This is a genomic window from Lacinutrix neustonica (assembly GCF_026625145.1).
GTDB lineage: Bacteria > Bacteroidota > Bacteroidia > Flavobacteriales > Flavobacteriaceae > Lacinutrix > Lacinutrix neustonica.
This window is the reverse complement of sequence record NZ_CP113088.1, coordinates 334,190-351,948: the sequence shown is the minus strand read 5'-3', so window position 1 is coordinate 351,948 and position 17,759 is coordinate 334,190. Positions and strand designations below refer to the sequence as shown.

Sequence of the window (17,759 nt, the reverse complement as noted above, 5' to 3'; positions counted from 1 at the left end):
TACTTTTTTTGTTATTAAACAATTTTTTATGGTACAAATAAATGAATACATGGCGCAACCCATATGCGCCATTAATTTTTTTTATGATATTTTGTAATTTTCTTTAGCTTTATTAAAATTATTTCGAAATATATCTTTAATTTCATTAGGTGAGATTACCCTTGCATGACTGCAATAACTATAGATTTTTGAAAAGAATTCATATGATGGTTTAACTGTAACTTTTAAAATTAGTTCCTTTTTTGTATCCTTCAGGATTTCTTGAGTTGGATGAATTGGTAGTGTTTTTAGGTAGTGACCTTGTTCGGCATCAAATGAAATTGTTACTTCAACGGGTTCATCTTCAGAAACAGTGATACCAAATGAATATTTAAAATACTCCGCACTGTTAAATTTTATTTCCTCAAAAAAATCTTCAGTTGATAAAACATTTTTAACTCTGTCTAATGCGAATGTTATATAACTATCATACTTAATATTAATGGCTATCAAGTACCACATCAATTTATCTACTTTCAATAATATTGGTTTGACTCTATGTGTTTTAGATTCTTTACCAAATCTTTCATATTCCACTTCGATAATATTCCTTGATGAAATTGCTTTTAGCAAATCAACAATAAATTCTATTCCTGAAATTGGTGGATGTGTTTCTCGGCTCAATTAAATTTTTTAATCTAAATAATTTTTTTCGCTCTTCAGAAATGTTTGAGCTGTCTATAACCTTCTTCATGGCTTGAGATATATCTCTAAAAACAGGATAGTCTTGATATTGATTAATTGTTTTTGCATAAAATAGCAGCGCATCTATTTCTCCATCTTTTAGTTCTAAAGCAGTGAAAATCTCCGCTGGTATTCCTGTGCTATACCACTTCTTTTCTTTTTCATCATATTTAATTCCTAAATTTCTTCCAAAAATAGTCTCGTCATCCCTTAAGTCTTCCGGATCTTTTTGAACGGTTCGATATCCAACATCTATTCCGCTATTTAAACAGGAATGATAAATGTGTTTAGAAGTAAAACTTCCTTCTCTACTCAATACCTTTAAGATGATCCTATATCTTTTTAACGCTTTTTGGTTATCTGCCATTATAAAGTAATTTCCTTAAAGTGTTCATAAACCATAACCATAGCGAGAGTATCTAACTCACAATACTTGAATAAAGCTATACTCAATTCATCAATCTCTGCTTGAGTCATATCAGTATATTGCATTTTACTGTATGTTGTCAATGCCGCTCCTCCATCTGCTATTCCTTCAATTTCGGAAAGTGTGTTTACTAATGCATCTTCTGTCCAATCCTCAAAAACTGGAGGCAATAATTTATAAGGGTTTAATACGTTTCCATTCTCTTGTTTTAGCCATACATGATTATCAGAAAAATTCATGCTAGTTAGATTTATTTCACCAATTGATTGAGAATACTTTTTTAATAAATAAGGACTTGAATTAATTGAAGCTGGTAAAACTTCTTTTAGTGAATTTGAACCTTTAGTAAGAGGGTTATAATAGTAACACTTCTCTAAATCCCATAAATCCACCATATCTCTTTCTCCGAGACCATTCAATTGCACTACCACGTTTAGAATGTGATATGGTTTGGATAAAACTCATTAAGTCTTCTTTATCAGGTTCATCAGAATCTTTTAATTGAATATAAATAGCGTTTAAAATTGTATTTTCATGATGCGAGTATCTAAAAATAGTTCCCTCATAATTAATTAAAGCATCTCTTAAGGCTCTAACAAATTTAAAATTCGGAAACTCTCTTATCGTATTATTTATATACTGATTTGCATGTTCTACAATTCCGTTTTCATGATAAATGTGATGAGAAAATTGAAAAGCAACTTGTTCATATGGTTTGAGCCCTTTATTAAATGGTAAAGCAGACATACTCGTTTCAAAATCAATAAAATGCAAAGGGAATATCCATTTTTCTAATTCATTTTTTAAACCATCTTTGTCAACATAGTAGGAAGAATCATTATTTATTTCTTTTTCAATTTGCAACCATTGTCTATTTGATGTTGTAAGTTTTTCAGCTTCTACTTTTAATCCAATATTATCTACTGTCAAATCCTTTTTAAAAACAATGCCATCCTGAAATAATTTATTCCCTTTTCTAAAATCGTATATGTCAAATATGTTTGGTTGGTTAAACTCTTTTTCTCCCCATTTATGTTGTTTACTAAAACACTCCTTGAAACCAGACTTCAATTTCACATCATTACTTTGAGTTAATTTAAATTCGCACTTCTTGCAAGCACTAAAAGAAGTAGGCCAATTTGCGTAGGTTTCATTTTCATATAACTCTTTGAATATTAAAATAGACTCTTGAAAGGTCAAATTCTCATTATATTTATGCTTATTAGATTCAATACCATCTACAATTTCCGTAACATTTTTTCTACCTAGAACTGAATTGCCAATTTCCTCTATAGCATTAACTTTACTAATAATACCAGTACGATTATTTCCCTTTTTTGTAATCCTAAATAGTTGATTTAGTCCATCAACACTCGCAGTTTTAGATTTATCAGCCATCATTATAAAAGAGTTTATTTTCCAATGTGGATAACAAGATTGGATTACATGCTTTTGAAATGCGACATCAAATAAGTAGGGTTTCCAACCTGCAACCATTCCACCTCTTTTGCCAATGAATAAAAATTCATCATCTGGTAAAAATGATTTAGATTTCACTTCAATCAAATCAATTATATTACCCTTTTTTACTAAAATATCTGTTTTTATATATAATCCTTCAAATAGAAAAGCAGCTTCATAAATTATTACATTCTCTTGTTTTAAAAGCATTTGGGTCATATTCCATGCTTTTTTATACTCCCAAGTATCTTCGTCTATAAGTGTTCCTCCAGGAAAATGCAACCTTGCAAGTTCTTCAACTTGAAATCCGCCTTGAGCTAATGCTTCTAAAAAAGTGTCTTCCTTTTTAGCATTAGCATATTCTTTGTTACTAGTGTAAAAAAGTTTGTTCGGACATTCTAGCCCAAGTTTGAATCTTGACTTTGATAATACCCTCATAATTTTAAATACCGATTTTTACCATAGTTCAAAAACTATAGTCAGTTGAACTGAATAATTAATTACAGGGAGAGTTTAAATATACTAAAATTTAACACGTAATAGATTACGGGAAACCATAATTAGAGTAATTTGTATTAATAAACCATTCCACACACATTATGCTTCCCTCCTACGTCGTCGCATAAAAAGTGTTCTATTAACATCGCAGAAGAATCTTTTGAGAATAAATTTTTTTAAGGAACTGAAGTAATATCTTTCGCTTTTAACCAAAGCTCAAGTTACCCTTCGCCTAATGCTCAGGACAGGCGCCACGCAGAACATTATAGTACATTTTATAACAATTAGCGAAATAGCGCTTTTGGGCGCTATTTGACATAATCAAAGCTATAACCAACACGCAGTGTTTTATATCTGTATTGATTATGTCAAGCTAATTGTGGCTCGAATCATAACATATAATTGTGGCTTCGTTAGAATAATTTAGTTGTGTAGCACATCGAGATTCTATTTTGCATAATAAGTAAAGGATTTATAGTAACCTTTATTGAATGTGAATTTTGTTCATTTATACATAAACCATTCAAAAACTCCATCGTAAGCGAGCAAAAAAACTATTTCCTAACGGTTTATACTCTTCAAATTGAAAAAAGGACTGTCCTGTAAAATCAAGTTCCCAATTTGTGGCTATAGAATACCCTAAACTCGGGATTATAATAACTGATTGATTTGTAGGAGAATAAATAGTGCTGAACGTCCCCTTAAAAAGCGGTGTGAACTCTTTGGCGCATTGTAAAAATCCTGAAAATTCAAAAGGCATTAAGTTTTTAGCATTTAAATTGGTGTAAACCAATGTTCCTAAAGTATTGGATGCTTCATTATGACCACTAATATATAAAATAGAACCGTTGATATAGAGTCCTTTTTTAAAACCATAATCTACAGATAAAGAGGTGCTTAATGTGTTTTTTGAATTGAAATAGCGCTCATATGGCACAAAATAAGTGACTTCGCCTTTAAACCCAGCATTGTTTAAATTCCCAGCCCATCCCGCTCCAAGAATCCAATCTTTTTGGTAAACGCCTGTAATTAACTGAATATCATAAGACCCTGTATTGCATTTGTATAGGGCTGCAACGATATGATTATTTTTAGCACTCCCCTTTTTTACCGCTACTTCAATCTTGTTGAAATCCCCTAAATAATATTGAACGCGAAGCGCATCACTTCCAGGACGCTCTTCGTAATCAAAATCAAGCAGATTGTAGGTATTGAAAATATCGTTGGGGTTCCAGGCTAAATTCATTCCCCAATTAATACGTTGCCTACCCAAAGTGATATCCCAATTGCCTGATGTATAATTAATTAAAGCCCGATCTATAGTGGTATTTAACAGTAGGCTTCCATCATCGATGAGATTCCAAGATAAATCAACCGGACCAAGATCCTGAGAAATGAAATTTGAAAAACCGAATATGTTTTTAACATTATCACCATAAAACAGGCGATTTCTGAATTCTAATCTAACGGAAATTTCTTCCAAAGGCATATATTTAAAATTAAGCCGGTTGTGTAAAAAGGTAGTCCATTGCAACTGGTCGAGCCTATCCATAAAACTAAATTCATTAAGGTTCTTGAGATAACCGGATACCACGAACTGTTGTTCTTTTTCTTGCGCTAATGCATTAAAACTTATAAGCACTAAAGCGGTATAAACCAGGCCTTTTTCATTAGGTTTAACTTGGTGTTTGTAAAACATCTGAATCTATTTTACCATCCACCAATGTGATGACCCTTCCGGCCTTTTTAATCACTCTCCTGGTCGTGTGTGGAAAACAAGAAGGTGATTTTTTCTTCCTTATTCAGTTTTGCCATAATATCCAGCAAATTAGCAGCAGATTTCGAATCTAAGTTTGCTGTTGGCTCATCTGCCAGTATTATTTTTGGTTTAGACGCCAAGGCTCTCGCTACGGCAACACGTTGCTGCTGGCCTCCGGACAGTTCGCTTGGTTTACTGTTTATTTTATCTTCTAATCCAACGTCTTCCAATAACGATAGCACCCGTTTTTTACGGTCGTTTTTTGGCATATGCTGTAACTGCAAAACAAAGCCCACATTCTCTTTTGCTGTAAGTACAGGAATCAAATTAAAGGCCTGAAATACAAATCCTATATTGTGCAATCTAAAATCGATCAGCTTGTTTTCTGAAAGCGTTGTAATTTGAATCCCATCAATAAAAACAGTCCCTTCGGTGGGCTCATCCAATCCCCCCATCATATTCAGTAAGGTCGATTTTCCGGAGCCGGAAGGTCCAACTAACGCCACAAACTCACCTTCTTCTATATGCACATGCACATTTTGAACCGCATGAACGGGAATCGTTTTAGGATTGAATGTTTTACTCACATTATGTGCATCTATAATTGTTTTTGCCATAACTTTAAATTTTACGTATTGCTTCTGATGGGTTTAACTGCAAGGCTCTGTAAGCAGGGTAAATTGCCGAAAATATGGCCGTAATTAAACACATCAAGACGATAATTACATATTTTTCTTGATCTAATGCCGGATAAATCATGGCGCTGAATCCATAGGATGCCAATCCTTCTGAAAACATCGAGATGTTTATTCCTGTTTTCCCAAGCACTGTAACCGTCAACCACCCAAACAGCAGGCCTATTGGAGCCCCTATGAGTGTTAAATAAAAGGTCTCTAACATAATCATTAGAAATATCTTTCGTTTATTCAACCCAATAGCCATTAACATTCCCAGTTCTCGAATACGCTCTAGTACAGCCATAAGCATGGTGTTGATGATACCAAATGTTAAGGCTAATAGAATGATGCCGCTAATGATATAAGTGTACAGGTTAAAAGATTCTATAATCAGTCCTAACTCAGGCGACAATTCTTTCCAATCTTCAATTTTCCCTGTAGAGACTACCGTTTTACTATGGTTTTTAATGGCATCTAGTTGCGCGTCATCTTTTATCAAAATGGCTATTTCATGACTTTCAGAAGGCTTTAATTCTAACAAGTCCCTTAAATGCTTTTGTTGTACATAGACGTTGACTTCATCTAAAGAACTATTTTTAGACCTGTAGAGGCCCCCTACTCTAAAAGCTGCTGATACGATTTCTGAATGAACATTGGTAAAGGTTAACACGACTTTACTTTTCAATTTAATTTTAAGTTTTCTCGGCTAATTTTTCTCCGATAAGAATCTCATTATCCTTTCCTGAATTAAAATAAGTACCTTCTCTTAGGCTTTCTTTTAATCTCATTTGAGTAATTTCTGAAGCAGGATTAATACCATAAATTTTCACACCACTTGCTGTTGTTGGAGACTGTACCATTCCTGTTGCAATAACACGGGAACTTACCGAAGCGATGCGATCATCTGCTTGCAATGAGTTTACAACGGCATTTGTATTTGTAATAGTGAATTTAGAATCGTTCTCATCTTGAAATCTAGGATGGTGTATTTGAATATGAGATAATTGTTTATAAACCGACTCATCGATGTTGTTTTTATACAAACCCCAAGCAAAAGACAGAATAAACACTCCAGCCCAAACCCCAATGATAATAGAGCTTATCACCACTAGACTTCGGATGTATTCCGCCATATATTCCGCCAAGCAATTTGAAATAACATAACTAACTATTTATAGCTTCTACAGGTTTTAATGTCATCACCTTATACCCGGGATAAAAGGCGAGCAATATCGATAATAGTAAAACCACTAAAGTTTGAACAATAAAAATTTTCTCATGACTAGAGAAGTAAATGATGGATTCTATACCATAATCCTCATAAACTTCTTTGAGCTCACCAGTAAAATGAATGGGATACGCGGTAAACCATTTTATAACTAAAAAACCAGCAATAACACCTGTAAAACATCCCAATAAGGTGATCATAATGGATTCTAAAAAAAGGACAAATGCTAGTAAATGTTTTTTCATTCCGATAGCAATCAAGATGCCTAATTCGTGTTGTCGCTCAAAAATCATCATTAATAAAGTGCCAAATAATCCAAACGAAATAACAAAATATAAAATCCCGATAATGATATAATGTCCTGTGCTATCTGCTTCGATGAATTGATCCATTTCTCGCATCATTTCTTTCCAGGTCATCACTTCGTATGCATTAGCATCTATTGATTCTTTTAAAGACTGTTTTACCCTTTCGAGGTTTGTTGTTTTATCCAGCATTACCGAAACGGAGGTCAACCTGTTTGTGGCACCGTGCATATATTGCGCTTGTTGTAACGGCATATACACGACACTGTTATTCAATTCGATAGCTCCTAATTTTATGAGTCCTTTTACTCTAAATTTTGCTGCAGCACTACTGGCATGATAGCCTTGCCCTAAAAGCACCACGGTATCATTCACCTTTAATTTTAGTTGCGATGCTAAACCTTCACCTAAAACAACAGCATGATCAGTAGTGGTTACAATATATTGACCCTCTGTGATTTTTTCGTGAAGGTTGTTGACTGCTTTTTCTTTAGCAGGATCTATTCCTAAAATAAGCACACCTTTAGTTTTATCGGTATTCGATGCTAGTGCAAATGTTTGTAAACGAGGCATTAACTGTGTAACATTTGGATTATTAAGCAAATCTTGATAGAGTTGTCCATCTTCCTCAAATGTATTGTCAATAGATTGTTCTTCCCAATAGCCTTTCTGATGGATTTGTAGGTAACCAGATGAATAACTCACCACATTATGAATCATATTATCGTAAATGCCATCGGTTAACGAACGAAAAAGGATAGCCAATAACACCGCAAAAAACACAGAGGTGGCGGTTATGATGGTTCGACGCTTATTGCGCCAAATGTTTAACCAGGCTAGTTTTAGTAACATTATTTTAATTGTTTCATATTCCTCGTGACAAAGAAGTTATCGTTAATGGGCTTATCGAAAGTGATATCATTGTAAATTATTACAGTGCTGTTTCCTTCCTTATCAACTGGAAACATTTCAATTTTTGAAGTTATTTTCCTGCCTCCTATTTCTTTAACTTCACTGGAATTCATGATATTAACCAATTCACCATCTTCATCATAGAATTCAGCTTTTAACTGTAAAAAATCTTCAGAATCAATCCATACAATTACTTTTTCCCAAACAATAGCTGCTGAAGGCTTTGGAATCATTTCAATTTTGTAACAGTCTTTATTGAAAACCGTTTCATTTCTTAGTAGTTTATGATCATAATCAGAAACAGAAGATGCTTCTTTTACCAAATCATCATTGGTAAAATCGGTTCCCATCCAACTCTGAGACATCATGGATGGTGGTAGTTTGATATTGCGTTCAATAGATGGAATCCAATTCCAAACTTCCTTGATACGCTTTAAAAAAACAGTACCCTTTTCTTTTGCTGGACTCGTTACCAATATCATTGAATAATCATCGCCTTTTGTCCAAGCTTTCATGTTCATTTCTCGGCTCCAAGTAGGTCTAATAATTTTAATGGTTATGTCGGCCTGTGAAGTTTTACCACGCATATTATCATCAGCTTTTTTTACAATTTCTTTTGCTGAAAGATCTTGTTGGAGTTGCATAGACATCAATACTATTATGCAAACTAAATTGTATGCGCTAAATTTTATGAATTGTATTTTCTTCATAAAACCAAAGTTAATTGACTAAATAATATCGAACTATGATATATGTCAACTAAGAAGGACGTATCCGAAATGCTAAATATGTTTAGACAATAGTTTAAAATTTAAACCATTCCACACACTTTACGCTTCCCTCCTACGTCGTTTATTCATTGCTGGTCTATTTTATTAAATAGGAATTCATGCATCTCACAAGTTCGATGTCGTAAAAAGTGTTTATTCACAAGATTTCTATTGTTTTAGAGGAGTTCATGCATCTCGTACCTCGATGTCATTAACATTGTAGAGAAACCTTTGAGAATAAATTTTTTGAAGAAACTGTAGTTTGCCAAAGCGCCAGCTGGCCCATTCGCTAAAATAGTCCACAGGACTATTTCTTAACACGCTGTCCTGCTTTTACCAAATCGACGAAGGAGATTCGCGAATACCTCTAAAACAATAATAAAGAGGTGAGCAAAGCTCAAGTTACCCTTCGCCTAATGCTCAGGACAGTATAATTCAGATTTGAAGTTATAAACCGACATTATATAAAATGTCAATGTAACATTAAAAAAAACTTCAGTTTTATTGTATTGTGGAGAAAAAAATCTAGCTATAAATTATTTTCATAGTCCATACTTTGATTCAGTACACGAACAATCAAAATATCAATAGCTGTAGCCAAATAAAAAATAGTGTGAGATTTATAAGAAAATCGTTTTAAAGACAATACAAATTCTGAAACATCGCGTCCAAGACTGCTATTATCTGATAGCACTTGAAAAATATCGTGTATTCCAAATAAATAGCCTTGCGCCTGCTTTAATCCAAACGTTTCAATGCCATACTCATACATTTTGGCAAGATCAATTTCAGCTTTTCTAGATATTTTATAAACGCCCATCTGCTCGCATGCGTTCTTCGACTTCTTTCATAATATCCGGAACAGCTTTATCGCTAATACCGCTTTCCATACCATCTGTTATGGCTGCTTTTAGTGCAGAAAATTTAGCATTTTTTGCCTGATCACGTCTTACTAAATGACGAAGATATTCACTATCATTGGTAAAGTCCCCAATTGTAATTCGTGATTTTATCCACTCATCTTGTTTTTCTGTAAATGTTATTGTTTTTCTAATGGTAGACATAACGCTTCTTGTTTAAATAATCATACTATTGATGCAATTTAATGTGTTTGATTGAATATTACAAAAAAATAGAGTTCTAATTTTATGTGTTTAGTAACTATTTCCATTCCACACACATTCCTCACGCCTATCTATTGTTTTAAGAATTCGAGAATCTCACAAGTTCGATTTCCACTTCGCTCCTATCCCTTCGACTACGCTCCTATCCTTCGACAAGCGCAGGACTGCTTTGGGCAAAGCGTATTTACGCTAACCGCTTCTATTTTATAAATTAGGTGTTCGTGAACCGCAAGCGGTTTATTCGCAAAACTATAATTGTTTTAGAGGAGCTCATGAACCTCCTTAGTCGGTTTATTTGCAAGACTATTATTGTTTTAGAGGAGCTCATGAACCTCCTTAGTCGGTTTATTTGCAAGACTATTATTGTTTTAGAGGAGCTCATGAACCTCCTTAGTCGGTTTATTCGTAAAACTATAATTGTTTTAGAGGAGCTCATGAACCTCCTTAGTCGGTTTATTTGCAAGACTATTATTGTTTTAGAGGAGCTCATGAACCTCCTTAGTCGGTTTATTCGCAAGACTATAATTGTTTTAGAGGAGTTCAGTAACCTCCTTAGTCGGTTTATTTGCAAGACTATTATTGTTTTAGATGAGCTCAGGAACCTCCTTCGTTGGTTTATTCGCAAGGTTAATAGTATATATTGATCCTGTGGATGATTATATGTAATACAAAAACAAAAGCACTAAATATTATTAAGTACTAATAACGGTAGAAGCTAATTGTGGTTTCGTTAGAGTAATTTAGATGTGCAGCTATATTAAGTAAATGTCCGGCAGGCATTTTTAGCTAAATACGATTTAAAACAAGATTTTAGTAAAGTGTTGTATCCAAATAAAAGAAACTTACTACTTCCCTATTGTATATCTAATCAATCATCCACTGGATAATCGCTTAGAAATAGCCTATTGTTTTACCCAAATCGAGCTAGCGAGATTCATAAACTCAAATTTATCACATATAAAAACGTGAATAAAATTCTATGAGCACATTTTGCTTGGGTTATACTCATGCTTTCAATTTCTAAGACTTAAACAATTATATCTATATTTGTCGGCAACCATTTCCAATATGAAAAAAACTACTGTACTAATTATCGTGTTCCTCATTAGCCAAGTTTGTCTTGGACAATGGACAAATCTTAATTCTGAAATTGCAGATACACTTACAGACATTGTTTTCTTTGATCAACAAGGGGTTGTTACAGGAGAAAATGGCTTGTATTATACTTTAAATGGTGGTGAGGGAAGTGCCAACTGGCAGCGTTTTGAGATTACAGATAATACCCAATCGGCACAACTTTATGCAAATACAAAGTTTACCAGTTGCCACTCTAATGCAAACAGTTCACCAACAAATTTTACGGTTTATGCTGTAGGTGAAGATTTAGTAAACAACAAAGCTGTAATAATGAGTCTTGAATTTCCATCACTCAACTACAACATTGTTAGTTTAGATCTACCCAATAGCCGCTTAACCGATATTAAATATGGAAAGGAGTTTAGTAAGTATTATGCGGTTGGTAATAATGGATTATTACTTACATTCATGAATGATATTTCTAATTATGGAATTGTTAATAACAACATTACAGACGACTACACGGCTATTAATTTCAATACCGCTGGTTATTTAGCGCAGATAGGAAGTTATAATAAGTATTTCAGATTAAATACTTTTACAAACCAACTAGACGAATACAGCACACCTGATGAAATACATAACGATCTTACCTCAATTCCCTATTCTGTTAACGATAAATACATGAGACATAGTTTCACTACTAAAATTGTGTATTCTGAATATGACTATGGTCCAATTAACGGAAATACAATATTAGCTTCACGGAAGCAGAAATTTTATAGGTACAGATCATGGAATTTTCATGTCAAATACAGCTAAAGATATACTACAATGGCAACCAAGTTACGCGTACTTTAGAAATTAATGCCTTTTGGCGCATTAATAGTGCCTCAACAATGTATGCTTGTGGACCTAATGGCACCATCTTAAAACACGAATCGGCTAACGATGAAGCCAAACCTTATGTACGTATTCTTTTTGATGGTGCATGCCTTTCAGAGTCTTCTACCGAAATATCAGCTATTACAGGAGACACAACCACTTGCGCATGGTACATTGATGATGTTTTTGTTAGTTCAGATTGCGAATCATTTAGCTATTCATTTAGTACCGTTGGGACGTATACTATTAAGCTAGAAGCAACTTATAATGGCATAACTACCCAAACCACAAAAACAGCACACATTGTCAACGACCCACAAATTGATAAACCAATAAACATACTTGATAATATCTTATGTCACGAAGAGTCTATTCAAATCGAAATCAGTAATTCCGAACCTGATGTGGTTTACACGCTTCATAAAGAGAATTCAAATGCTATTTATGGCACAAGTGAAGTAGGAAATGGAGGTACTGTTACTTTAAACTCAATACCAGTAAATGAAACCGCTACCTTTCTTTTGAATTCGGCTAATGTTAACGCGCGTTCTTGTACGAGAACATTTACAGATACCTTTGAAATTATTGTAGAACAAACCCAAGCTAATTTTCATGTGGGTTTATTAAATGCCTCTACAAATGAAGACATCACATTTTATCAAACTAGTGCAGATGCTAGTATTTTTAATTGGTCTTTTACAACTGCTGCTAATTCACTTTCTACAACGGGAGAGAATCCAACAAATTCGTTTAATTCCACGGGTGTACATGATGTGACTTTAACCGCGAGTTCTGTAAACCAATGTGTAGACGGTATCACACTAAGCAGCCCAAACATTTATATAAAACCGTTAGAAACAAACGAATGTTGGTCTTACATTAACCAAAGTGAAAGTCCAACTACAGGAGCTAATAGTCATGACATTACGCATATAACGGAAGTCGAAGACGGCTATTTAACTGGCGGCTATTATAGAAATGAAATATTTGGCACTACTCATGGCATAGAGTATACTATCAATGATTCTAATGGAGGTTTCTTATCAAAGAGTGATGATAACGGGACATTAAAATGGTTGGTTTATACCAAAGGTTCTAGCGTCTCTTCCGTATTTTCTTCTGTGGAAGATCAAAATGGCGATATTTATCTATCTATTAACGGTAATGACTGCGAGTTCTTTGATAATTCAGGAAAGAGAGTCACATTTAATAAAGGTGGTAACATTGTAAAACTCAATTCTAAAGGCGAATTAATATGGTATATGGCCATTCGCACGTTTGCTCCTACAGGCTTAACTGTTGATAATAATAACGATCTACTTATATATGGATCCTATGATATTTATGGAGATACTCAGCACCATGTGTATTTAAATGATATACTTGTTGATGAGGTCGGAACTATTATTTTTCGAGAATCAGGAGGTAGGTTTTGTAACGGCATCATTAAAACAACTCCGAGAAGGCAGCATTCTATGGGATAATGAAATATTTTCAACTTCAGGTACTTTTGGAACAGACCAGCACACAAAGTATATTGGTGTAGATGCTAATAACAATTACTATGTAGAAGGACAATACAAAAACCACATGTACATCTATCATACAGGATCTACAGAATCTACCAATTTAGATTATCACCAATATTCTGCTGGCGGAAGTTATTATGCTCATGTTTTAAAGTTTAATACAGATGGCGCTTTACAATGGACTACAAGAAGCTACATCACAGAATATGGACTCTATAAAGGTGTTTTTCACCACGACGTAAAAACCGATAATGATGGTAATACCTACATAACAGGATCTAGTAATTATGGTGGTGCTGGTTTTAGTCATGTTCATAATGTTGAAAATGCAGATGGCTCTACATTTTCTTCCGATCAGGCACAGACCTTCTTTTTAAAGAAACTTAATGCAAATGGTTTTATAGATTGGATCATTGGTACCGAAGAAGATATCAATACAGAGTCAAAATACCCCTCCGGATGGCAATTAGAAGTAAAGAATGGTGTGGTTACCACTATTGGAAAAATAAAAGCGAATATTACAACGCCAGAAAATGTCATATTTAAATCTAGTGATGCTGGTAATATTACAGCCTCTTTAACTGCGAATGATTTATTTATTAATTCTTATACCACAGAAGGTATACTAAATAAAGTCACTATTTTTAATTCAATAATTGACGACCCTTATAATATATTATACAAAGGTTTAATTAGTAAAGATATAGACAACTATTATATTGGAAGTAATTTTGGGTCATCGTTTTCTAACAGGGATGGTCGAATTAATTTTTTAAATAGTGAGTTTTGTGGCACCATTTATAATAACACCTTATCTGTAGAAGAATTTGAAAATCAAGTTAAAGTATCTGTTATTCCGAATCCTAACAGTGGTGCGTTTAAATTACATTTGAACACATTCTATTCAAATTGTAAGGTGAGTTTATATAACGTTCTAGGACAACTTATTTCTAAAGAAGAGTTTATAAATAATTCTGAAATTAACCTGAAAATAACAGGAGAAATCGGTATTTATTTTGCCGAAATTAGTATTGATGATAATTTTAAACAAAGTGTAAAAGTGTTAGTTAAATAAGATTCTATTACAAAAATAAAGCAATAGAATATTTAGATTCACAAGAATATAGGTATCGGGTAGCTACTTTTAACACTCTTTTTGTGTTAAATAATGATTTAGGAGTATTCAGTAAAATACATTTTTAAAGGAAGGTATTGTTCCATCCTTTGTATAGTTTTATACATACTTAAAATCCACTATTCACCCATTTAAAAAAGCTTTGACTACTAAAAATTAAATAAATAATTTATTCAACACACATTACTCACGGCTACATATTGTATTAAGAATTCGTGAAGCTCACATGCTCGATTTACATGACACTCCTACGTTGTTTATTCATTGACTACTATTTCATTAAGAAGGAATTCATGCATCTCAAAAGTACGATGTCGTTAAAGCATATTTATTCAAAAGGTGCGCTAAGCAAAGTTATCCGCTACACATTCTTTTCGTCATCCTTGATTTAGACTAAGATACTCATAGTTAGAGTATTGCTATTTTGTTGATTTAAAAATAGCAATATTTAATCTAGTCAAAATTAACTGCATATCAGCAAATATCATTCGCATTCCTAACTTATATTTAGTACAATAATTCATCTAAAAAAACACTATGGAACTAAAAGACAAAGTAATAATTATAACAGGTGCGTCAAGCGGTATTGGCGAAGCCACTGCAAAAAAATTAGCTAAAAACGGCGCGAAAGTGGTGCTTATGGCACGAAGTGAAGACCAATTGAACACCCTTAAAAAAGACATCGAAAAAGACCATGGACAGGCCTTAGTGGCTGTTGGTGATGTGACTAAAAGTAATGATTTTAAAACAGCTGTAGAGAAAACAGTGAAAGCTTATGGCAAAGTGGATGGCTTGATTAATAATGCAGGCTTAATGCCTTTATCTTTTGTAGAAAAATTAAAAACAGAGGAATGGGACCAAATGGTTGATGTGAACATCAAAGGGGTTCTTAATGGCGTAGCTTCTGTGTTACCGAATTAATTAAAAGTAAAGGCGGCGCTATAATTAATGTTTCGTCTATGGCGGCACACCGTTATTTCCCGGGTGGCGCTGTTTACTGTGCTACGAAATCGGCTGTAAAAATGTTTTCTGAAGGTTTGCGTCAAGAATTGGCTCCAAAATATGGCATTAATGTGACTTCTATTGAGCCTGGTGCCGTTGCTACAAATCTTACAGATACCATTACCGATGAGGATATTAAAGAAAAAATGTCTGAAATGCAGGAAATGACCACCTTAGAATCTGAAGATATTGCCAATGCGATACATTATGCACTAACACAACCAAAGCGGGTTAACATTAACGATGTTTATATTGTACCCAGCGAACAAAAGTAGTACATAGCGACCCAATGCTTAACGACCATTAATATTCTAACTTATACCCTACACCATGGACGTTAGTCAGTTTAATGGAATCATCGTCTTGTAATAGTTTGCGCAGTTTAGAAATATACGTATCTAAACTCCTGCCAACAATAACACCTTTATCTTCCCAAACCTTTTTTGTTAGTGTATCACGTGTGACAATTTGGTTGGGATGCGCAATAAAAATGACTAGTAACTCACACTCCTTTTTAGACAAACTAATTTCAAGCGCTTCTTTAATGAGTTTGTTCTGTTACAGGTAAAATTTGTAGTTTCCTATAACTTCGAAGTTTTCGGTGACTGGTGTATGCGTTGTCTTTGCGTTTTGTTTATGTAGGACAACCATTAACAATACAAAACCCGCAGCTAAAACCCAAAATAATGAATCCCTTGCGGTTACCATTGGTTTTGGAGCTTTAGTAAATTTCACAGTAATGGTGTAACACCCCTTCTCTAAAACTCTACCAATACAGGGCACCATGCCTTTTTCAATAGTATCCTTCATTTGATAGCTGTAAGCCACTTGCGGATCTTTACATTGCAAAACTTCAGTCAAATAGTTTTGTGATACGTTTGCTTTTTTAAAGCTATTTGTCATGATGCGCACTAAACTATCGGGATGGATGATTAGGTGGTTTTCAAACGCTATTTGGTATTTGAATTCTTCTAAAACAATAATAGGTTTAACACGTGATGTTGCGTCTTGATTATTTAGTAATAGTTGATGGCCAACATCACGTAGCGCCACTTTTATAATATCGGCATTAGTGCTATTGCTCTGTGTTGTACACGATTGTATTAGAGTGCCTAATACAAGTATTAACAAGCTTTTAAATAAATAGGTGTTACGTTTCATCATAATTACTTGTAAATAACATACAATTTTAGCACATTTTACATGAGTTGACACTTCTTTTACATTCTTTTGACACTTTTTGAGTGAAGTAACTCTAGTTTTACTTGAACACTAAAAATAACAGTTATGAAAAAAGAAATGAAACTTTTAAGCTTGGTAATGATTACATCGAATCTCATGGTTTTGAGTTGTGACCAATGGCGCAGTGCAGAAGTAAAAGTACAAGTAGAAGAAACGGCATTTAACGTAGTGAATTTGCCTGCTAATCCTTTAAATATTAAGGAAACTAACAGTAATCTCTTTAGCGATTTTATTTATGATGTGGGCCCAAGGTTTCAACCGATGACGGTAAGTGATTTAAAAAAAGCGACTTCCATTCGTGATTTTATGTCTCCGAGAAACGTTTCATTCTATAATTGATTTAAAGTCTGTAGCGGTTGTTGCCATAAAAGATGATAAAACATTTAACCAACAAGAATTAGGGTATACCACAGACTTAACGCCTAAACAACTAGCACTTTTAAAAACTCCAAATGCTACTTTAGATTTTTATATAAGAATAGCATTTACAGCCATAAACTTACAAACGGGGCAGATAGAAGATACTTTTGATTCGCCACATTATTCTGTTGTACGAGATACACAAGCCACTTATGCAAATGGAAAAAAAGCGCTGCTTGCGTTTTTAAGAACAAGAGGCCAAGAAGCCGTTATTATTGAAAAGGTTGAAGCTAGAAAATTACAACCGGCGAAACTTCATTTTACAGTGACTAAGCATGGAACGCTTGATCATATTCGGTTGGACAGATCCTCAAATTATCCAAAGATTGACCAACTCATGATTGATTTAATTCAGCAAACACCAGATCATTGGATTCCTGCTAAAAATATAAAGGGTGAACAAGTGAATCAAGAACTCGTGGTCTCTTTTGGGTTATTGGGGTGTTAGTTACGCTCAGGACAACTGCCTATTTTACGCGTCGCGAAGGCACGAATCTCCCATTGGAGAAAAGGACACATTTAAGCCCGTTAACACAAAAGTTAACGGGCTTGTAATGAGTATTAGATTAATTCCTCTAACGTTTA

The 17,759-nt window shown here is 33.9% G+C and carries 19 protein-coding genes and 1 pseudogene; 6 read left to right on the top strand and 14 right to left on the bottom strand.

Features of this window, described 5'->3' with window-relative positions; genetic code table 11:
- Positions 1–81: 81 nt before the first annotated feature.
- From N7U66_RS01900 to N7U66_RS01845, 12 genes are all read right to left on the bottom strand, one after another.
- Positions 82–663, bottom strand: coding sequence for a helix-turn-helix transcriptional regulator (locus N7U66_RS01900; RefSeq protein WP_267677087.1), 582 nt, complete (start codon positions 661–663; stop codon positions 82–84).
- Entirely contained in the window at positions 614–1,090 is a 477-nt protein-coding gene (locus N7U66_RS01895; RefSeq protein ID WP_267677086.1) for a hypothetical protein, read from the bottom strand. Before N7U66_RS01895 ends, N7U66_RS01900 begins: the two co-directional genes overlap by 50 nt.
- On the bottom strand, positions 1,090–1,545 hold the full coding sequence (locus N7U66_RS01890; RefSeq protein ID WP_267677085.1) for a hypothetical protein: 456 nt from the start codon (positions 1,543–1,545) through the stop codon (positions 1,090–1,092). The genes N7U66_RS01895 and N7U66_RS01890 overlap by 1 nt, the downstream gene beginning before the upstream one ends.
- Positions 1,505–3,049, bottom strand: coding sequence for a DUF2779 domain-containing protein (locus N7U66_RS01885; protein ID WP_267677084.1), 1,545 nt, complete (start codon positions 3,047–3,049; stop codon positions 1,505–1,507). The genes N7U66_RS01890 and N7U66_RS01885 overlap by 41 nt, the downstream gene beginning before the upstream one ends.
- A 583-nt stretch (positions 3,050–3,632) precedes the next feature.
- Complete coding sequence (locus tag N7U66_RS01880; RefSeq protein WP_267677083.1) at positions 3,633–4,808, bottom strand: hypothetical protein; 1,176 nt, start codon at positions 4,806–4,808, stop codon at positions 3,633–3,635.
- A 47-nt stretch (positions 4,809–4,855) separates the two neighbouring features.
- A complete protein-coding gene (locus N7U66_RS01875; protein WP_267677082.1) occupies positions 4,856–5,485 on the bottom strand; it encodes an ABC transporter ATP-binding protein in 630 nt (209 codons plus the stop codon).
- A 4-nt stretch (positions 5,486–5,489) separates the two neighbouring features.
- Complete coding sequence (locus tag N7U66_RS01870) at positions 5,490–6,230, bottom strand: ABC transporter permease (RefSeq protein WP_267677081.1); 741 nt, start codon at positions 6,228–6,230, stop codon at positions 5,490–5,492.
- A gap of 7 nt (positions 6,231–6,237) precedes the next feature.
- On the bottom strand, positions 6,238–6,678 hold the full coding sequence (locus N7U66_RS01865) for an ABC transporter permease (protein ID WP_267677080.1): 441 nt from the start codon (positions 6,676–6,678) through the stop codon (positions 6,238–6,240).
- Between the two features lie 31 nt (positions 6,679–6,709).
- Positions 6,710–7,930 (bottom strand): ABC transporter permease, encoded by a 1,221-nt coding sequence (locus N7U66_RS01860; protein WP_267677079.1) that lies wholly within the window; start codon positions 7,928–7,930, stop codon positions 6,710–6,712.
- Positions 7,930–8,634 carry an outer membrane lipoprotein-sorting protein gene (locus tag N7U66_RS01855; RefSeq protein ID WP_267677078.1) on the bottom strand — a complete coding sequence of 235 codons (705 nt, stop codon included), beginning with the start codon at positions 8,632–8,634 and terminating at the stop codon, positions 7,930–7,932. Before N7U66_RS01855 ends, N7U66_RS01860 begins: the two co-directional genes overlap by 1 nt.
- 655 nt (positions 8,635–9,289) lie before the next feature.
- Positions 9,290–9,580: a type II toxin-antitoxin system RelE/ParE family toxin gene (locus N7U66_RS01850; RefSeq protein ID WP_267677077.1), complete on the bottom strand. Its 291-nt coding sequence runs from the start codon at positions 9,578–9,580 to the stop codon at positions 9,290–9,292.
- Positions 9,567–9,824: a type II toxin-antitoxin system ParD family antitoxin gene (locus N7U66_RS01845; RefSeq protein WP_267677076.1), complete on the bottom strand. Its 258-nt coding sequence runs from the start codon at positions 9,822–9,824 to the stop codon at positions 9,567–9,569. Before N7U66_RS01845 ends, N7U66_RS01850 begins: the two co-directional genes overlap by 14 nt.
- Positions 9,825–10,952: 1,128 nt before the next feature.
- Between N7U66_RS01845 and N7U66_RS01840 the strand changes: the two genes are divergently transcribed.
- The 4 genes and pseudogenes from N7U66_RS01840 to N7U66_RS01825 all read left to right on the top strand — a co-directional run bounded on the left by N7U66_RS01840 (position 10,953) and on the right by N7U66_RS01825 (position 15,787).
- The gene (locus N7U66_RS01840; protein ID WP_267677075.1) at positions 10,953–11,783 is read left to right on the top strand and encodes a hypothetical protein; all 831 of its coding nucleotides are present in this window, start codon (positions 10,953–10,955) and stop codon (positions 11,781–11,783) included.
- Entirely contained in the window at positions 11,756–13,330 is a 1,575-nt protein-coding gene (locus N7U66_RS01835) for a PKD domain-containing protein (RefSeq protein ID WP_267677074.1), read from the top strand. Before N7U66_RS01840 ends, N7U66_RS01835 begins: the two co-directional genes overlap by 28 nt.
- Positions 13,236–14,450, top strand: coding sequence for a T9SS type A sorting domain-containing protein (locus N7U66_RS01830; protein WP_267677073.1), 1,215 nt, complete (start codon positions 13,236–13,238; stop codon positions 14,448–14,450). Before N7U66_RS01835 ends, N7U66_RS01830 begins: the two co-directional genes overlap by 95 nt.
- A 597-nt stretch (positions 14,451–15,047) precedes the next feature.
- Positions 15,048–15,787 (top strand): annotated as a pseudogene (locus N7U66_RS01825) (SDR family oxidoreductase).
- Between the two features lie 28 nt (positions 15,788–15,815).
- Here N7U66_RS01825 and N7U66_RS01820 read toward each other — a convergent pair.
- Both N7U66_RS01820 and N7U66_RS01815 read right to left on the bottom strand, forming a co-directional pair.
- Entirely contained in the window at positions 15,816–16,034 is a 219-nt protein-coding gene (locus N7U66_RS01820) for a helix-turn-helix domain-containing protein (RefSeq protein ID WP_267677072.1), read from the bottom strand.
- A 36-nt stretch (positions 16,035–16,070) separates the two neighbouring features.
- The gene (locus tag N7U66_RS01815) at positions 16,071–16,727 is read right to left on the bottom strand and encodes a hypothetical protein (RefSeq protein ID WP_267677071.1); all 657 of its coding nucleotides are present in this window, start codon (positions 16,725–16,727) and stop codon (positions 16,071–16,073) included.
- 72 nt (positions 16,728–16,799) lie between these two features.
- On the opposite strand from N7U66_RS01815, the gene N7U66_RS01810 reads away from it, so the two are divergent.
- Positions 16,800–17,093, top strand: coding sequence for a hypothetical protein (locus N7U66_RS01810; protein WP_267677070.1), 294 nt, complete (start codon positions 16,800–16,802; stop codon positions 17,091–17,093).
- On the top strand, positions 17,053–17,622 hold the full coding sequence (locus N7U66_RS01805) for an energy transducer TonB (protein ID WP_267677069.1): 570 nt from the start codon (positions 17,053–17,055) through the stop codon (positions 17,620–17,622). Before N7U66_RS01810 ends, N7U66_RS01805 begins: the two co-directional genes overlap by 41 nt.
- Positions 17,623–17,759: the final 137 nt, after the last annotated feature.